Below are 15,825 nucleotides of genomic sequence, written 5' to 3'. Positions count from 1 at the left end.
ATCATGAAGATTATTAAAACCCGGCTTGCCGATGTCTTGCTTGTTGAACCTGATGTGTTTGCCGATGAGCGTGGTTTTTTTATGGAAAGCTTTAATGCCAGGAAGTTTGAGCAGGTGGTGGGAAGGCGGGTAAGTTTTGTGCAAGACAACCATTCCCGTTCCCAGGCCAATGTATTGCGGGGCCTGCATTATCAAATTCAACAGCCGCAGGCCAAGCTGGTAAGAGCGATTGTTGGAAAGATTTTTGATGTGGTGGTGGATTTGCGCCGTTCATCGCCCACGTTTGGGCAATGGGTGGCAGAAGAGTTAAGCGCCGAAAATAAACGCCAGGTTTGGATTCCTGAAGGTTTTGCGCACGGGTTTTTGGTGCTGTCCGAGGTGGCCGAGGTGGAGTATAAAACCAGTGATTACTATGCGCCTGAACATGAGCGTTGCATAGCCTGGAATGATCCGGATATTGATATACAGTGGCCATTGACGGCGGCCCCCGTCTTATCTGTCAAAGACCAGTCTGGAAATAGTTTACGAAACAGTGAGTTGTTTGATTAACGGGCGTTTGATTGAGCTTTGGCTCTTTTTATCCGAGCTTAGGATTGCCTTTCTTTCTTCACCCGCCGCTTATGCTCTTTTTGCGTCAGGCATTTCATTAAAAAACCGACCAGGCCAATATTGCCTGAAACCGTAACACGTGGCAGGCCAAACAAATCATCCTCTTTCAGGGCCAGTCCCTTTACCGTTAACGTGGCATTGGTATAGCCCGCCTGGCGGGTCATTTCCCTTACCGCGGCAGATTCATCCCCATACGGGTAGCAAAAGGCGGTAACTGGTACGCCAAAAACGGCTTCTAATCCGTGTTTGGAGGCTTCAATTTGCCGCCGTGCCTCATCTTCCGGCAGCTGGGTTAAATGAACATGGTCTATGGTATGTGAACCAATTTCCTGCCCGGCATTGGCCCAGTTTTGTATTTGTTGTTCGTTCATCAGCCCCGAGCGGGGAATGCCTTTTTCAATATCCCAGTGGTTATGCCCGCCCGGGTGCCCGGCCACAAAGTAGGTGGTGGCGGTAAAGCCCAGACGTTGCAGAACGGGCAGGGCATTGTCGTGTACATTGGTGTAGCCGTCATCAAAGGTGATCCCGAAAACCTTGCCGCTTTTTTTTCCTTCCAGATAGGGCAGCAGGTCTTGCATGCTTAGGCCACGGTAGCCCAGCCGTTTAAGCCATTGCATTTGTTGCGCAAATTTTTTGGCTGGCACGCATAGGCCACGGTAGGGGGTGCCTTTGGGGGGCAGGTCGGCAATCTGGTGGTACATCAGAATAGGTATCATGGCTGCAAAGGCAGGCCCAAAGCCTGCTGGTACGTGTTCAGGGTTTTACGGGCAAAGGTGTCCAGGTTAAAGTGCTGTTCAGCCGTTTGGCGGCTGGCCACCGAAATTTTGTGAAGTAGCGCGGGCTTATCCAGGATTTCCTGCAATAATGTTTGCAAGGCCTGCGGGTTTTGGGCTGCTACAATCCAGCCGTCTTTGCCATGCTGTATGTTTTCGGGCAGACCGCCCGCATTGCTGGCAATGGTGGGCAGGCCCAGGGCCATGCTTTCACGGCAGGCAAAAGAAAGCGCCTCTTTGTGTGACAGGACAAAGCCCAGGTCACAGGCCGCCAGAATGTCCCGCACATCGTCAACCAGGCCCGGGAAAACCAGCTGTTTTTCCATGCCCAGTGTTCTTACCCGGTTCATTTTTTCTTCATTGGGCGGGTCGCCGGCCATGATAATGCGGCAGCGGATTTTAAGGTTTTCTGGCAGTTGCGACACGGCTTGCACCATTTCCAGCCAGCCTTTTTCATAATCGGTGCCACCGGTGCTGCCTAGCAAAATCAATTCCCCATTGGCGGCTTCATTACCCAGCAAGGCCTGGCGGCATTGTTGTTTGTGCTGGGCACTGGCGGGGGCAAAATACAGGGTATCTATGCCGTGGTGAATCATGTCCAGCGGGATATGCGCATAGGGCGAGTTGTGGAACATGTCCGCCACAAAGCGGCTAACCGCAATAATGCGGTCGGTGGCCAGTTTGGCCCTTAGTTTGTGCCCAAAACTGCTCACGGGGTGGTCATTGTGTTTGGTAAAAATGATTTTAGGGCGGTGCTGTAGCCCCAGGCAGGCCAGCATGACGTGCCGGTGGTCTGCCGAGGCATTCACATGAATAATGTCAAAGTTTTCCTGTTGGATCCGCTTCCTGAGTTGCTTTATTTCGGGCAAGAGTTTGCCAATGCGCGAGTTGATGCCCTGGTCTATGCACCGTACATTGGGAACTGCCTGGGCAAAGCGGTACAGGCGGCTGGTGCCGGGGGTGGCCACGAAGCATTCATGTTCTGGCGCCAGCTGGGCAAGCAGGTTGATAATATACGTGGCATGCCCACCGCCGTTTCGTTTATGGAAATTGGTAAACAGGATTTTCATTGTTTTAATTTCTGGTCATGAGTTTTTTGTTCCACCACCCCGTCGCTTCGAGGAAATACCTTGTGGCTCAAGGCAACCACCCCGTCAGGCTTCGCCTGCCACCCCTCCGCAGAGGGGAATTGTTTGAATTCTTTGCCCTGATCAAAAAAGTTTAGAAAATTCCCCTCCGTGGAGGGGTGGCGCGTAGCGCCGGGGTGGTTATCCGCGCCGTGGTAATGCAAAGCAGAGTGGTAATGCAAAGCGCCGTGCTGGTACAAAGCGCCAAGCTTGCACATAGCCCCAGGGAAGTTACTCACCATCAAACGCACTGGTATCGCTTTCAGGAACGATTTCAGACACCAGCACCCGGTCAATCCGGTGCTTGTCCATGTCCACCACTTCGAATTTGTAGTTTTCCCATTCCACGCTTTCGGTTTCAGTCGGAATGTGCCCTAACTGGTGCATGATGAAGCCGGCAATAGTGTGGTAGGACTCGTCTTCTTCTTCCGGGAATTTAACGGTGGATGCGAAAATTTCACGGAAGCGGTCCAGTGACACGCCACCATCCAGCAACCAAGAGCCATCCTTGCGCTGCACGGCGTCCGAAACCTGGTTTTCATTAATCGGAATCGCGTGACCCACCAATACTTTCAGGATGTCGCGTAGGGTCACCACGCCTTCCACTTCGCCATATTCGTTAATGACCACCGCAATTTCAGAGCGGTTTTTTTGCAGGGCTTCCAGCAGGTCCATGGCGCTAATGGTTTCGGGGACATACAGGGCCGTTTTGGTAATCGACTCGATGTTGATTTGATGCAGTTTGATTTGCTGCTCGAACAGGCTGCCGGCATCCACAATGCCAATAATATTGTCAAGTCCGTCCCGGCAGACCGGGAAGCGGGAATAGGGGCTATCGGCAATGCGCAGCAGCGTTTCTTCAAGCGGGGAATTCAGGTCTATATAGTGAATATCCGAGCGTGGCGTCATGATGGTGCCAATATGCTTGTCATCCAGTTGCAGTGCCCTGGCCACAATATCATGCTCGGTTTTTTCAAACAGGCCGGCGGTGGCGCCTTCTTTTAGCATGCCGCTAATGTCCTCTTCGGTTAACGAGCTGTTTTTGCTGTCATGCAGGCGCAGGACTTTCATGATGAAGTCGGTGGAAAACGACAAAACGGCAACAAAGGGTGACACAATCCGTGACAGCCAGGTCATAGGCACGGAAATAAACATGGCGACCGCTTCAGGGTATTGCATGGCAATGCGCTTGGGCACCAGTTCGCCAAGAATTAATGACGCATAGGTAATGCCAATCACCACGGTTGCCAGTGAAAACTCATAGGCATAACCACTAATTGGCTGAATATTAAGGAAAAAAGGAGTCAGTCTGGATACGATAGAGGCTTCACCGAAGGCACCGTTGAAAATCCCGATCAGGGTAATGCCGATTTGTACCGTGGACAGAAAGCGGCTTGGGCTGTCGGATAGTTTCAGGGCTGCAGCCGCGCTTTTACTGCCGTTGTCGGCTTTGTTTTGCAGGCGAATGCGTTTGGAAGAAACAATGGCGATTTCAGACATTGCGAAAAGACCATTGACTAGAATGAGTCCTAATATGATAAGGATATCCATGACTTGTGGGCGGCTTGCCGCCTTAAACTCCTGTAGTTGAAAAAAATATTTTACAGGTTTCAATTGATAATTCGGGGTCTGCCGATATTTTCCAATATTTATTTGGCATTATTTGATGCAGGATAAAATATTTTTAACCAATTTTTGCGCTTTGCAATATGGGTTAAGATACTCTCGTTTACTGTTGCAATTTTTTTGTGTTGGGCACTATGTCTTTGTTTGTTCCGGTTCATGAAGCTCCCCGCGCTGGCTATCAACCCGAGGTAGATGGGTTGCGGGCACTTGCCGTGATGGCTGTATTGTTTTTCCATGCCGGGTTTTCCGTGTTTGGGGGCGGGTTTACGGGGGTTGATGTTTTCTTTGTGATTTCCGGCTATTTGATAACCCGGATTTTAATCGACAGTTGCCAGGCTGGCTCATTTAGTTTTACCCGCTTTATGGTACGGCGGATTGCGCGGTTGTACCCGGCCCTTTTATTTACCCTGTTGCTGTGTCTGGTCCTGGGCTTTCTGGTCTTTTCGCCTGGTGATTATATCTCCCTGGCCGAGTCAACCATATATGCCTTTTTTTCGGTGTCCAATATCAAGTTCTGGCTGGGGGCAGGGTATTTTGATACTTCTTCTGAGACCAACCCATTGCTGCATACCTGGTCGCTAGGGGTAGAGCAGCAGTTTTATCTGGTTTGGCCATTTATTGTTTATGGCGCGTACAGGCTTAATGCCCGTCTGTTGCCCTGGGTGCTGGCATTGTCGGGGCTGCTTTCCCTGCTCGCCTCGCAGTGGTATACGCAGGTGGACCCTTCGGCCAATTATTTCCTGACCCCATTCAGGGTGTTTGAGTTTGCCATTGGCGGCTTGCTGGTTTTTGCCGTGCGCCGCTTTGTGTTAGCCAATGTCTGGCAAGAGCTAATCATGCTGGCGGGCTATGCCTTGTTGGCATGGGGCGTGTTCATGTTTGATAAAACAACCGCTTTTCCGGGCTTCAACGCGCTGGTGCCGGCACTGGGGGCCGCCCTGTGTATTTTTGCCAGTGGTGCCCGTTATGCCGGTTGGCTGCTCAGGAACCGGCTTGCGGTGTTTATCGGGCTCATTTCTTATTCGGTATATTTGATTCATTGGCCGTTGATCGTTTTTTATAAATACTATATTTACCGTCCCTTGGTGCCGGCCGAGCAATTGGCCTTGGTGGTATTGCCCCTGTTTTTGGGCTATGCCATGTATGTATGGGTAGAGAACCGTTACCGGCGCATGAATCTGGCCAGTTGGTATTTCAAGGAAATGCTGCTGCGGGTCGGTGCGGTGGCGGTGGTGTTACTGCCCGCTTTTTTTATACTGACGCAAAACGGCATGCCATTCAGGATGAATACGCATTTCAGCCAGCATACTTTTGATTCCCCCCGTTTTCACGAAGAACAGTACGGTGGGGCCGGATATGAAATGGGTAGCCAAACCCTTGGCGACCCCCAGGCCCTGTTTCATGAGGCCGTTTTTTTGGGTGACAGTTACGCGCGGCAGTTTGCCTACGGGCTAGACCAGGTGTTGGCAGGGCAAGGTATAAAAATAGACACGTCATTTGAAGATGGCTGTTTTTTTGGGCCAGGCTACACCCGTATCCTGGATGGTATCGCCCGCCAGGATTGCCAGGACCGGCTAGACTACGCCTTGCAGACGGCATTTACTTCTCGAATTCCCCTGATTTATGCGGTCAGTTTCCGTAATTACCAAAATACCCTTGGCAAGGCCGATGGCAGCCGGGTTCGCCTGTCTGATGAGGCCTATGCACTTTTTCTGCAGGCCAATTTTGATGCCATCCATGAGCGGATCGGGCTGGATAACCCGTTAATCATCATCGGTGCACCGCCCGGGGCAGGTTCGCAGGTGGGGCTGGCTTCCTGTGTAGACAGGCCTGGCTATTTGCCGCTGACTTGTGCCAAATACCTGGAGTTGCCACGGGAACAGGGCAATGCCTGGCAAATTAACCAGATGCTGGCCCAATACGCTTTGTCCCGATTCAACGTGATTTTTATTGATCCCTATGACATTTTATGTGGTGAACGGTTGTGCCAAACCATGCAAGCGGGCCGCTTCCTGTATTCAGACGGCACTCACCTGTCACGTGATGGCTCCCTGTTGGTTAGCCAGAAAATTGTGCCTGAGTTAATGCGTGCATGGGGCCTTGAACCAGACAAGGAATAGGGCCTTGTGTTTATGGCTGTGCCGGGGTTTTCCGCATAAGCCCTTCCTGGGCACTGGAAGCAACCAGGCGACCACGGCGGTCAAAAATATTGGCCCGGCAAAAGCCTCTGGCATTACTGGCGCTGGGTGATTCTATGGCATATAGCAACCATTCATTCATGTTTGCCGGGCGATGAAACCACATTGCATGGTCAATGCTGGCCATTTGCATGGATGGGCTGAAGGCGGATTGTCCGTGTGGCAGCAAGGCGGTAAGCAACAAATGAAAGTCAGAGGTATAGGCCATCATGGACTTATGCAGCAACGAGTCTTCGGGCAGGATGCCGTTGGCCTTGAACCAGAAATTTGAACAGGGTAAATGAGCCCCTGGATTCAAAGGGTTAATGGGGTTAACCGGACGAATATCGATAGGTGGTGTTTGCATGACACGTTTGGCCCATGCTGGGGGCAGTTCTGCGGCAATTGACCGGAATATATCAATTTCACTTTGCAGGCTTTCCGGTGACGGCACCGTGGGCATGGTGGCCTGGTGTTCAAATCCCGGTTCGCTGGCCTGAAAGCTGGCGGACATGAAAAAAATGGGGCGCTCATGCTGTATGGCAACTACACGCCGTGCCGAAAAACTGCCGCCATCGCGGATGCGTTCCACTTCGTAGCGGATAGGTTCATTGGTATCCCCGGGTAGCAGGAAATAGGCATGCATGGAATGCGCCTCCCGTTCCTGTTTGGTGATGGTTCTGGAGGCAGCCATGAGGGATTGGCCGAGTACCTGACCACCGAAAACGCGTCCCGAACCAAAAAGGTCGATGCTTTCACCAAGGAAAGTATTGCTATCAAGGGCAGTCAGTTTGAGTTGTTCTGTCAGGGCAGTCAGTGCTTGGTTCATTGCGGGATCAGGAATGTAATGTTCAATGCTGGAAGTTTAGCAGCTAACGTGAAAAATGTTGATGGGTTGTCTTTTACGGGCAAAGTCTGGCAGGCAATGGCAAGTACCGGTCATGACACCGTGCATGGACTTGGGTCAGGACGTGTCTGCACGCTGAATGCAGAAAGTATTTTTGTTTGACGTGACGCAAGTGTTTTTTGTAACCTGCAATGTAAGTTTTAGTAAAATGAAGTAAAATTAAATTGTTTGAATAGTTAAGAAATGTAAAGTTTGTGCATTGTAAATATTCATAGTGCGCACCTTGAGGGCAAGGTTCGGGTTTTTGTGTTTTCGGCTTAATTATGAATAGGCACGGGTTTTTGTACATGGTAATGAATAAACAGTTCATGCATATAATGCGTTGGTTGCTGGTGTCTGGTTTGGCTTTTCTGTCATTGGCTGGGCATGCCCGGGCATATCATAATCATGATATTGCGGCCAACTTGCCAGTGGTTTCCGTGGTGGTGGGTACTCAGATGCCCAAAACCCTGAATGAGTTTGCCTCCGCTTTTTCCAGTTTTTTGCATGAAAAAATAGGTTCTGACGTAGAGTTCATGCAAATAAGCGGGGAAGGAGGCATGATCAGTGCCGATTATGTCACCCAGTCTGCCGGGGATGGTAGTGTTTTTTTGCTGTCAACGCATTCAACCCAAGGCGTTAACAGCATGTTGCAAAAAGACAATTCCTATTCTCCTGAGCAGGATCTTGTCAATATTGGCATGATTGGAACCTCTCCTGCCGCGCTTGTCGTGCCGGCCAACAGTCCGTTCCATACATTTTCACAATTGTTAGAGGCCATTCGCCTTAATCCGGCCGATTACCGGATAGGCTATTACAACAGCACCTCGCAGGTTGCCGCCGGGTTATTCAATTATTATGCTGATTTAAATGTCAACATCATGCCTTATACAAACCGGCAAATGCTATTGCATGAACTGGCGATAAACGGGATACAGTTTGCTTTTCTTGATGGTATTTTTATTGCCGACCTACTGGCAGAAAATAAAATCCGTGTATTGGCCACCACCGGAGATATTCCGGGGCTTGATATGAGCATGGTAGAGTCAACCACAAAACTGCATCCGGATTTCGTCCTGGAAGGGTGGGTTGGTGTGGCGGCACCCAAGGGCGTGGCCCCTGAGGTGGTAACAAAAATGCGCTCCGTGCTGCGAGAATCCGTATCTGACCCCAAGGTAAAGCTGGCCATGCAAAAAACAGGTTTAAAGCCCCTTGACAAGGTTTGCCTGAATATTGATAAATTCATTCAGTATGAGGCAGAGCGTTGGCGCAAGCGAATCACGCTGGCTAAAATCAGGCCCCGCTAAGGTTTGTGGCTGGCATTGTTCATAAGCTTAAAAATTTGCCAGCCTAGTTGTTTGCCCTGATTTCCGCGTGGCGTTTTTCCATTTCTTGACGTAGTTCGCGGCGTTGTTGCGCGGCAATGAAACGATGTTTTTCTTCTTCCGTCGTGGGAGTAAGCTGGGGTACTGCCGTAGGTTGTCCATTATCGTCAACCGCAATCATGGTGAAATAGCAGCTGTTGGTGTGGCGCACGAATTGTTCCCGAATGTTTTCCGTGACGACTTTAATGCCAATTTCCATTGAGGTTTTGCCGGTGTAGTTAACGGATGCGTAAAAATTCACCAGTTCGCCTACATGAATCGGTTGGCGGAACATGACCTGGTCTACTGACAGGGTAACCACATAGGTACCCGCATAACGGCTGGCACAGGCAAAAGCCACCTGGTCAAGGTATTTCAAAATGGTGCCACCGTGTACATTACCGGCAAAGTTGGCCATGTCGGGGGTCATTAGAATGGTCATGGAAAGTTGGTGTGGCTTGTTGTGGCTCATGGCGATATTGCAGGGGGTATTTGAAAATTGAATTATACCGAATTTAAACCGCTTGCCCCACGGTAAGTTTGGGGCAAGGTGGGTTGTGGCCTCGTTGAAGACAAATCACTGCGGCATGCCAAGCTTTTGCAGAGGCTTGGTTAGCGAACGAACAACTGGCTCTATGTAGGCGACAGGGGCTGGGTTAAAATAGGTGCTGGTTTTTCAACAGGAGCAGTGGTAATGCTGGCACAACGCTACGAAGAAGTAAAAAAAAGGGTGGAACAGGCTTGTATCAGGGCAGGACGTGAACCTGACAGTGTACGGATATTGCCGGTTAGCAAAACCTTTGGGCCCGATGTGCTCCAAGAGGCAATCAATGCCGGCCTGCGCCGTTTTGGTGAAAATAAAGTGCAGGAAATGAAGCAAAAAGCCGAAGTGTTTCACGAGTATCCCATTGAGTGGGTCATTATTGGCTATATGCAAACCAACAAGGCCAAGGAAGTGGCCCGTTATGCCGCTGAAGTCCAGTCTATGGACCGGCTGGACTTGGCCTTGGCGCTGGATAAACGCTTGCAGCTTGAAAACCGCACGATAGATGTGCTGGTGCAGGTAAAAACCAGCCCCGAGGAAAGCAAGACCGGCATGCCAGCCGAGGCGGTGCCGGCGTTTTTACAGGAACTCAAAGCTATGCAAACGCTTCGCCCAATGGGGTTGATGACGGTTGCTGAAAATAGCGATTCTGAGGCAAAGGTGCGGGCATGTTTTGCTGCCTTGCGTCATTTAAGGCAGCAATGTCAAGATCAGACCGGATTGGCGCTGCCTACCCTTTCGATGGGCATGAGCGGTGATTTTGAATGGGCCATTCAGGAAGGCTCTACCGAAGTCAGGATCGGTTCGGCCATTTTTGGCCAGCGTGATTATGCTTAAGACTTCCGGCAACCACCCCGTCAGGCTGCGCCTGCCACCCCTCCAGGGGAGGGGAATTTTCTTTCTTCGTGGAAACGACTGTACTACACATTCCCCTCCTGCGGAGGGTTGGCGCGCAGCGACGGGGTGGTTACACGCAAAAATCAAATAGTTTGCATCTAATTACCGTAGTTTTGCAGGCCTTCCAGGTCTTCTACGCAGATAGCCCCATACTCCACGCTTAACAGGCCGTCTGCCTCCAGTTTTTTCAGGGCCTGGTTGGCCCGCTGGCGTGAAACCCGGGCCAGGTAGCCTAGCTCTTCCTGGGTTATTTCCATGCGATTGCCAATGCCTGGATACAGGCGCGAGTTGCAAAGTTCGGCCAGGCAGCGCGCGATACGGGCATCGGCATTTAGCAGGCGGTCGTGTTCGGCTTTGCCGACAAAGTGTCCCACCCGTTCGTTAAGCAGGTGCAGCAAATAGCGGTTGAAAGGGATGCTATTGTCCAGCAGCCATTCAAACGTGTAGGCCGGCATTTTGGCAATGGTGGAATGGCGCAGCGCAATAATGTCATATTTGCGTTGTTCTTTTTTCAGCAGGCTGCCTTCACCCACCCAACCCCCTGAAGGAATGCCAATGAGTGCCGCGACCTTGCCGTCGGCATTGCCGACCGAGATGCGGATTAATCCTTCAATAACGCCAATCCAGTGATCGGAAGATTCGCCCTTGCGCACAATCATGGCGCCTGGCGGATATTGATGCACCTTAATGTCCTGCCTGACCCGTTCTTGATGTTCGGGGGCCAGAAGAGGAAACCAGCTGGAGAGATGTGGAGCAAATTCAGTCATAAGGACTTACCCTAGAAGCGGTCAAAATGTCACCGTAACGACAGTTAGATTACATTCAACAGGCTAACTTTGCAATACATTAAAAAGAATAATTACACAAGATTGATCCATCCGTTTTTATTTCTAATTTAAAGTTTTAGTGGTAAACAGAATAAAACGGAACAAGTCATGCTAGAGACACAATATACAAGGAGACAACATGGCTCACGCTATGTATGGTGCTGGTCCGGAAGCGGGTCTGGACACATTTCCGGCCTTGCTGTTGCATCACGCGCAAGTTCGCGCTGACAAACCGGCATTGCGAGAAAAAGATCTGGGCATTTGGCAAACCTTAAGCTGGGCACAAGTTGCCCAGGAGGTTCGGCAAACTGCCTGCGGCCTGGCCGCATTGGGCGTCAAGAAAAATGATCATGTGGCGGTCGTCGGTGAAAACCGTCCCCGCCTGTACATGGCCATGATGGCAGCCCAGTCCCTGGGGGCCATTCCTGTGCCCATGTACCAGGATGCGGTAGCGCAGGAAATGGTTTATGTGCTGCAGGATGCCGGTGTGCGGGTGGTGGTAGTGGAGAACCAGGAGCAGGTGGACAAAATGATCGAGGTGCGCGAACAGGTGCCCGATCTTGCCCATGTGGTTTACGATGATCCGCGTGGCCTGCGCCACTACACCGACGAGCTGTTGCTGTCATGGGAAAAACTGCAAGAAAAAGGGCAGGAATATGATCTTGCCAAGCCCGGTTTTTTTACTGACACGGTGCAAAGCCTGAAGGCTGATGATACGGCTGCCATGTTCTATACCTCTGGCACCACGGGCAAGCCCAAAGGCGTGGTGCTTACCCATCACGCCCTTATCGACCGTGCCCGGGTTATCCAGAAACTGGAAAACCTGACCGACAAGGAGGAGGTACTGGCCTATTTGCCACCGGCCTGGATCGGGCAAAACATGTTTTCCTATACCCAGCTTCTGGTGACCGGTTTTACCGTGAATCATCCCGAGTCACCGGCGACGGTGTCGATTGACATGCACGATATCGGACCAACCTATTATTTTTCTCCTCCACGGGTGCTTGAAGACCTGCTAACCCAGGTCATGATCCGGATGGAAGATGCGGGTAGCCTTAAAAAGGCTATGTTCAAGTCATGCATGGCGCTGGCCAAACGGGTGGGCACCCGAATCCTTGATAAGGAACCGGTCGGCATATGGGATCGTTTCAGGTATTCGTTGGGTGACTGGTTGGTTTATGGTCCTTTGCGTAACGCCCTGGGCATGAGTCGGGTTCGGGTAGCCTATACGGCCGGTGAGGCGATTGGCCCTGACCTGTTTTCTTTCTACCGTTCAATTGGTATTAATTTAAAGCAATTGTATGGTTCCACCGAAACCTCGGTATTTGTCTGTGTGCAAAGCGATGGTAATGTCAGGGCTGATACCGTGGGGCCGCCCGTTGAAGGAGTGCAATTACGTATTGCCGATAATGGCGAGGTGCAAATAAAAAGCCCGGGCCTGTTCAAAGAGTACTACAAAAACCCCGAGTCTACCAAAGAGTCGTTTACCACTGATGGCTGGTATCACACCGGGGATGCCGGGGTCATTGATGCCAACGGGCAGCTTAAGATTATTGACCGGGCCAAGGATGTGGGCAAATTGCGTGATGGCCGTATGTTTGCGCCCAAGTATGTGGAAAACAAGCTGAAGTTTTTTCCTTACATCAAGGAAGTGGTGGCGTTTGGGGCGGACATGGATTTTGTTTGTGCCTTTGTGAACATCGACCTTGAAGCGGTGGCCAACTGGGCCGAACGCCGTGGCCTGGCTTATGCCGGTTATACCGACCTGGCTTCAAAGCCCGAGGTCTATGACCTGATTGCCGATTGCATTAACCAGGTCAATATTGATGTGGCCAGTGATGAAATGCTGGCTGGATTGCAAATTCACCGTTTCCTGATCCTGCATAAAGAACTTGATCCCGATGATGGCGAGCTGACCCGAACCCGCAAGGTGCGCAGGGCATTTATTGCCGATAAATACAAAGTCTTGATTGATGCCTTGTTTGAAGGCAAGAAAAACCAGTTTATCGAGACTGAAGTCAAGTTTGAGGACGGACGTACCGGCAAAATTTCTGCCGATCTGAAAATTGCCGAAGGCAAAGTGGTGGATGTCAAGATGAAGAAGGCTGCCTGAGAATGATGAACGAACGAGAAAAGCAGATTGGTGACGTGATATTGGATATGCAAAGCATTTCCCTGTCATTTGGGGGTGTCAAGGCGTTAACCAATATTTCATTTAATGTTAAAGAGCATGAAATTCGTGCCATTATCGGTCCTAACGGTGCCGGTAAAAGTTCAATGTTAAACGTTATTAACGGGGTTTATGTGCCGCAAGAAGGCGGCATACAGTTCAGCGGTACTCATTTCAACCGCATGACGCCGCGCCGGGCTGCCGAAATGGGCATTGCACGTACCTTCCAGAACCTGGCCCTGTTCAAGGGGATGAGCGTGCTGGATAACATCATGACCGGTCGCAACCTGCGCATGAAAAGCGGCATCCTGTCCCAGGCATTCAGGATTTTTGGTGCCGAAAAGGAAGAAATCAGGCACCGCGAGTTTGTGGAAAACATTATCGACTTCCTGGAAATCCAGGCGTATCGCAAAACTCCGGTGGGGCGCTTGCCCTATGGCCTGCAAAAACGGGTTGACCTGGGCCGTGCGCTAGCCATGGAGCCCCGGCTGCTGTTGCTTGATGAACCCATGGCTGGCATGAACATCGAGGAAAAACAGGATATGAGCCGTTTCATCCTTGATGTTAACGATGAATACGGCACCACCATTGTGTTGATCGAACACGATATGGGCGTCGTGATGGATATTTCGGATCGTGTCGTGGTACTGGATTACGGCAAGAAAATTGGCGATGGCACACCGGCCGAGGTTCGTTCAAATGAAGAAGTGATTCGTGCCTATCTGGGCGTAGAGCATTGAGGGCATTATGGGATATTTCTTGGAAACTTTATTTGGTGGTCTGATGAGCGGCATGCTATATGCGCTGGTTGGACTGGGTTTTGTACTTATTTTCAAGGCATCGGGCGTCTTTAACTTTGCCCAGGGTGCCATGGTGCTGGTAGCGGCACTGTCGATGGCTCGGTTTTCAGCCTGGCTGCCCGAGTGGCTGGGTTTTGAAAGCATGTGGCTGGCCAATATACTGGCCTTCATTATCAGTGCCATTTTAATGGTCATGATTGCCTGGCTGGTAGAGCGGTTGGTGTTGCGCCACCTGGTTAACCAGGAAGCCACTACGCTGTTAATGGCTACCTTGGGTATCAGTTATTTTCTGGATGGTTTCGGCCAGACCTTGTTTGGCAGTTCGGTTTACACCATTGATGTCGGCATGCCCAAAGACCCGGCCTTTATTCTGGGCAACCTGTTCGAGGGGGGCATTCTGATCAACCTTGAAGACCTTACGGCGGCAGCGATTGCGGCTGCCCTGGTGGCCGCCCTGGCTTTCTTCTTCCAGTACACCTCTACCGGAAGGGCCTTGCGGGCCGTGGCTGATGACCACCAGGCAGCACAGTCGATTGGTATCCCCCTAAACCGCATCTGGGTCATTGTATGGGTGGTCGCCGGTATTGTGGCGCTGGTTGCGGGCATTATCTGGGGCTCCAAGTTCGGGGTGCAGTTTACGCTTTCCACCGCGGCATTGCGGGCTTTGCCGGTGGTTATCCTGGGTGGCCTGACCTCTGTGCCGGGTGCGATTATTGGCGGCCTCATTATTGGGGTGGGCGAGAAGGTGTCTGAAGCTTATCTGGGTCCCTATCTGGGGGGCGGCATTGAAATCTGGTTTGCCTATGTATTGGCTCTCACGTTCCTGCTGTTCCGTCCGCAAGGTTTGTTTGGCGAAAAGATTATCGACCGCGTATAGCGGCCAAGCGTAAAGGAAGTACATCATGTTATATCGTGAAAATGGGCAGTTCAAGACAAGCTACCGGGCCGATCAGCAGATCTTCCCGATCCGGCAGGATCGTGTCCTGATGGTTATTTTGCTGGCATTTGCCTTTTTGGCCGTGCCGGCAATGGCCAGTGACTATTTGTTAAGTGGCGTTGTTATTCCATTCCTTATTCTTTCCCTGGCGGCTATCGGCTTGAATATTCTGGTGGGCTATTGTGGCCAGATTTCATTGGGTAGTGGTGCCTTTATGGCGGTAGGCGCTTATGCTGCATGGAATTTCGGGGTGCGTTTTCCTGAAATGCCCTTAATATTGCAAATCCTGCTGGGCGGTTTCTTTTCCATGCTGGTAGGAATTGTATTTGGCATTCCCAGCTTGCGTATCCGTGGCCTGTATCTGGCGGTTGCCACGCTGGCGGCCCAGTTTTTTGTTGACTGGACTTTCCTGCGGATTCCGTTCTTTACAAATTATTCTTCTTCCGGCAGCGTGTCGGTGCCACCGCTAACCTTTTTTGGCTTTGATGTGCAAACACCGGTACAGAAATATCTGTTCATTCTTTTGCTGGTGGTCATTATTGCCCTGTTGGCCAAAAACCTGGTGCGCAGTGCGGTTGGCCGTGAGTGGATGGCCATCCGTGATATGGACGTGGCGGCTTCGGTCATTGGCATTCGCCCCATGTATGCCAAGCTTAGCGCCTTTGCGGTCAGCTCGTTCATCATAGGCGTGTCCGGTGTACTGTGGGGTTATATGCACCTGGGTTCATGGGAGCCGCTGGCCTTTGACCTGAACCGTTCTTTTCAACTTTTGTTCATGGTGATTATTGGTGGCCTGGGTTCTATCGTAGGCAGTTTTTATGGCGCTGCCTTTATTGTCCTGATCCCCATTTTGCTTAACCGGATTCCCGCCATGTTGGGTATTCCGATTGGGGTGGATACCGCTGCCCACATCGAGCATATGGTATTTGGTGCCCTGATTGTCTTTTTCCTGATTGCGGAACCGCATGGCCTGGCAAGATTGTGGAGTATTGCCAAAGAGAAGTTGCGGATATGGCCTTTCCCACATTAAAAATGTTCAAGTTTAACTGATTTGTCATTCATAAAAAACAGCAGTATCAATTTCTTCG

At 51.0% G+C, this 15,825-nt stretch carries 15 protein-coding genes; 9 read left to right on the top strand and 6 right to left on the bottom strand.

Annotation, left to right across the window (positions count from 1 at the left end; all coding sequences use genetic code 11):
* The first annotated feature begins 3 nt into the window (after positions 1-3).
* On the top strand, positions 4-549 hold the full coding sequence (gene rfbC / locus ACM5Q9_RS08590) for a dTDP-4-dehydrorhamnose 3,5-epimerase (protein WP_418144314.1): 546 nt from the start codon (positions 4-6) through the stop codon (positions 547-549).
* 38 nt (positions 550-587) lie between these two features.
* Here the strand turns inward: rfbC and ACM5Q9_RS08585 are convergent, their stop codons facing one another.
* From ACM5Q9_RS08585 to ACM5Q9_RS08575, 3 genes are all read right to left on the bottom strand, one after another.
* On the bottom strand, positions 588-1,325 hold the full coding sequence (locus ACM5Q9_RS08585) for a polysaccharide deacetylase family protein (RefSeq protein ID WP_418144313.1): 738 nt from the start codon (positions 1,323-1,325) through the stop codon (positions 588-590).
* Complete coding sequence (locus ACM5Q9_RS08580; RefSeq protein ID WP_418144312.1) at positions 1,322-2,452, bottom strand: glycosyltransferase; 1,131 nt, start codon at positions 2,450-2,452, stop codon at positions 1,322-1,324. The genes ACM5Q9_RS08585 and ACM5Q9_RS08580 overlap by 4 nt, the downstream gene beginning before the upstream one ends.
* 288 nt (positions 2,453-2,740) lie before the next feature.
* The gene (locus tag ACM5Q9_RS08575) at positions 2,741-4,060 is read right to left on the bottom strand and encodes a hemolysin family protein (protein WP_418144311.1); all 1,320 of its coding nucleotides are present in this window, start codon (positions 4,058-4,060) and stop codon (positions 2,741-2,743) included.
* 209 nt (positions 4,061-4,269) lie between these two features.
* Between ACM5Q9_RS08575 and ACM5Q9_RS08570 the strand changes: the two genes are divergently transcribed.
* Positions 4,270-6,255, top strand: a complete 1,986-nt coding sequence (locus ACM5Q9_RS08570; protein ID WP_418144310.1) for an acyltransferase family protein — start codon at positions 4,270-4,272, stop codon at positions 6,253-6,255.
* 10 nt (positions 6,256-6,265) lie between these two features.
* On the opposite strand, the gene ACM5Q9_RS08565 is transcribed toward ACM5Q9_RS08570, so the two are convergent.
* Positions 6,266-7,141, bottom strand: coding sequence for an acyl-CoA thioesterase domain-containing protein (locus ACM5Q9_RS08565; protein ID WP_418144309.1), 876 nt, complete (start codon positions 7,139-7,141; stop codon positions 6,266-6,268).
* Positions 7,142-7,189: 48 nt separating this feature from the next.
* Here ACM5Q9_RS08565 and ACM5Q9_RS08560 point away from each other — a divergent pair, with 48 nt between their 5' ends.
* The gene (locus tag ACM5Q9_RS08560) at positions 7,190-7,321 is read left to right on the top strand and encodes a hypothetical protein (protein WP_418144308.1); all 132 of its coding nucleotides are present in this window, start codon (positions 7,190-7,192) and stop codon (positions 7,319-7,321) included.
* Between the two features lie 206 nt (positions 7,322-7,527).
* The gene (locus tag ACM5Q9_RS08555; RefSeq protein WP_418144307.1) at positions 7,528-8,505 is read left to right on the top strand and encodes a tripartite tricarboxylate transporter substrate-binding protein; all 978 of its coding nucleotides are present in this window, start codon (positions 7,528-7,530) and stop codon (positions 8,503-8,505) included.
* 43 nt (positions 8,506-8,548) lie between these two features.
* Here ACM5Q9_RS08555 and ACM5Q9_RS08550 read toward each other — a convergent pair whose 3' ends face one another.
* A complete protein-coding gene (locus tag ACM5Q9_RS08550) occupies positions 8,549-9,034 on the bottom strand; it encodes an acyl-CoA thioesterase (RefSeq protein WP_418144306.1) in 486 nt (161 codons plus the stop codon).
* A gap of 222 nt (positions 9,035-9,256) precedes the next feature.
* Between ACM5Q9_RS08550 and ACM5Q9_RS08545 the strand changes: the two genes are divergently transcribed.
* A complete protein-coding gene (locus tag ACM5Q9_RS08545) occupies positions 9,257-9,943 on the top strand; it encodes a YggS family pyridoxal phosphate-dependent enzyme (protein WP_418144305.1) in 687 nt (228 codons plus the stop codon).
* A 158-nt stretch (positions 9,944-10,101) separates the two neighbouring features.
* On the opposite strand, the gene ACM5Q9_RS08540 is transcribed toward ACM5Q9_RS08545, so the two are convergent.
* Positions 10,102-10,770 carry a Crp/Fnr family transcriptional regulator gene (locus ACM5Q9_RS08540; RefSeq protein WP_418144304.1) on the bottom strand — a complete coding sequence of 223 codons (669 nt, stop codon included), beginning with the start codon at positions 10,768-10,770 and terminating at the stop codon, positions 10,102-10,104.
* 199 nt (positions 10,771-10,969) lie between these two features.
* Between ACM5Q9_RS08540 and ACM5Q9_RS08535 the strand changes: the two genes are divergently transcribed.
* From ACM5Q9_RS08535 to ACM5Q9_RS08520, 4 genes are read left to right on the top strand one after another with little or no spacing between them, the layout of a single operon-like run.
* A complete protein-coding gene (locus ACM5Q9_RS08535) occupies positions 10,970-12,943 on the top strand; it encodes an AMP-dependent synthetase/ligase (protein ID WP_418144303.1) in 1,974 nt (657 codons plus the stop codon).
* Positions 12,944-12,945: 2 nt separating this feature from the next.
* On the top strand, positions 12,946-13,740 hold the full coding sequence (locus ACM5Q9_RS08530; RefSeq protein WP_418144302.1) for an ABC transporter ATP-binding protein: 795 nt from the start codon (positions 12,946-12,948) through the stop codon (positions 13,738-13,740).
* A gap of 7 nt (positions 13,741-13,747) precedes the next feature.
* Positions 13,748-14,677, top strand: a complete 930-nt coding sequence (locus ACM5Q9_RS08525) for a branched-chain amino acid ABC transporter permease (protein WP_418144301.1) — start codon at positions 13,748-13,750, stop codon at positions 14,675-14,677.
* Between the two features lie 25 nt (positions 14,678-14,702).
* Positions 14,703-15,767, top strand: coding sequence for a branched-chain amino acid ABC transporter permease (locus ACM5Q9_RS08520; RefSeq protein WP_418144300.1), 1,065 nt, complete (start codon positions 14,703-14,705; stop codon positions 15,765-15,767).
* Positions 15,768-15,825 lie beyond the last annotated feature (58 nt).

The organism is Advenella sp. RU8 (assembly GCF_048381675.1).
Classification (GTDB): domain Bacteria; phylum Pseudomonadota; class Gammaproteobacteria; order Burkholderiales; family Burkholderiaceae_B; genus Advenella.
Note: the sequence above shows the minus strand (reverse complement) of the source record. Positions and strands in the feature narration are given on the sequence as shown.

What these genes read in the sequence shown, in the direction of transcription:
- ACM5Q9_RS08585 (WP_418144313.1), bottom strand. Translation starts at nt 1,325, where the DNA reads ATGATACCTATTCTGATGTACCACCAGATTGCCGACCTGCCCCCCAAA.
- ACM5Q9_RS08565 (WP_418144309.1), bottom strand. Translation starts at nt 7,141, where the DNA reads ATGAACCAAGCACTGACTGCCCTGACAGAACAACTCAAACTGACTGCC.
- rfbC (WP_418144314.1), top strand. Translation starts at nt 4, where the DNA reads ATGAAGATTATTAAAACCCGGCTTGCCGATGTCTTGCTTGTTGAACCT.
- ACM5Q9_RS08555 (WP_418144307.1), top strand. Translation starts at nt 7,528, where the DNA reads ATGCATATAATGCGTTGGTTGCTGGTGTCTGGTTTGGCTTTTCTGTCA.
- ACM5Q9_RS08580 (WP_418144312.1), bottom strand. Translation starts at nt 2,452, where the DNA reads ATGAAAATCCTGTTTACCAATTTCCATAAACGAAACGGCGGTGGGCAT.
- ACM5Q9_RS08545 (WP_418144305.1), top strand. Translation starts at nt 9,257, where the DNA reads ATGCTGGCACAACGCTACGAAGAAGTAAAAAAAAGGGTGGAACAGGCT.
- ACM5Q9_RS08530 (WP_418144302.1), top strand. Translation starts at nt 12,946, where the DNA reads ATGATGAACGAACGAGAAAAGCAGATTGGTGACGTGATATTGGATATG.
- ACM5Q9_RS08540 (WP_418144304.1), bottom strand. Translation starts at nt 10,770, where the DNA reads ATGACTGAATTTGCTCCACATCTCTCCAGCTGGTTTCCTCTTCTGGCC.
- ACM5Q9_RS08525 (WP_418144301.1), top strand. Translation starts at nt 13,748, where the DNA reads ATGGGATATTTCTTGGAAACTTTATTTGGTGGTCTGATGAGCGGCATG.
- ACM5Q9_RS08535 (WP_418144303.1), top strand. Translation starts at nt 10,970, where the DNA reads ATGGCTCACGCTATGTATGGTGCTGGTCCGGAAGCGGGTCTGGACACA.
- ACM5Q9_RS08575 (WP_418144311.1), bottom strand. Translation starts at nt 4,060, where the DNA reads ATGGATATCCTTATCATATTAGGACTCATTCTAGTCAATGGTCTTTTC.
- ACM5Q9_RS08520 (WP_418144300.1), top strand. Translation starts at nt 14,703, where the DNA reads ATGTTATATCGTGAAAATGGGCAGTTCAAGACAAGCTACCGGGCCGAT.
- ACM5Q9_RS08570 (WP_418144310.1), top strand. Translation starts at nt 4,270, where the DNA reads ATGTCTTTGTTTGTTCCGGTTCATGAAGCTCCCCGCGCTGGCTATCAA.
- ACM5Q9_RS08550 (WP_418144306.1), bottom strand. Translation starts at nt 9,034, where the DNA reads ATGAGCCACAACAAGCCACACCAACTTTCCATGACCATTCTAATGACC.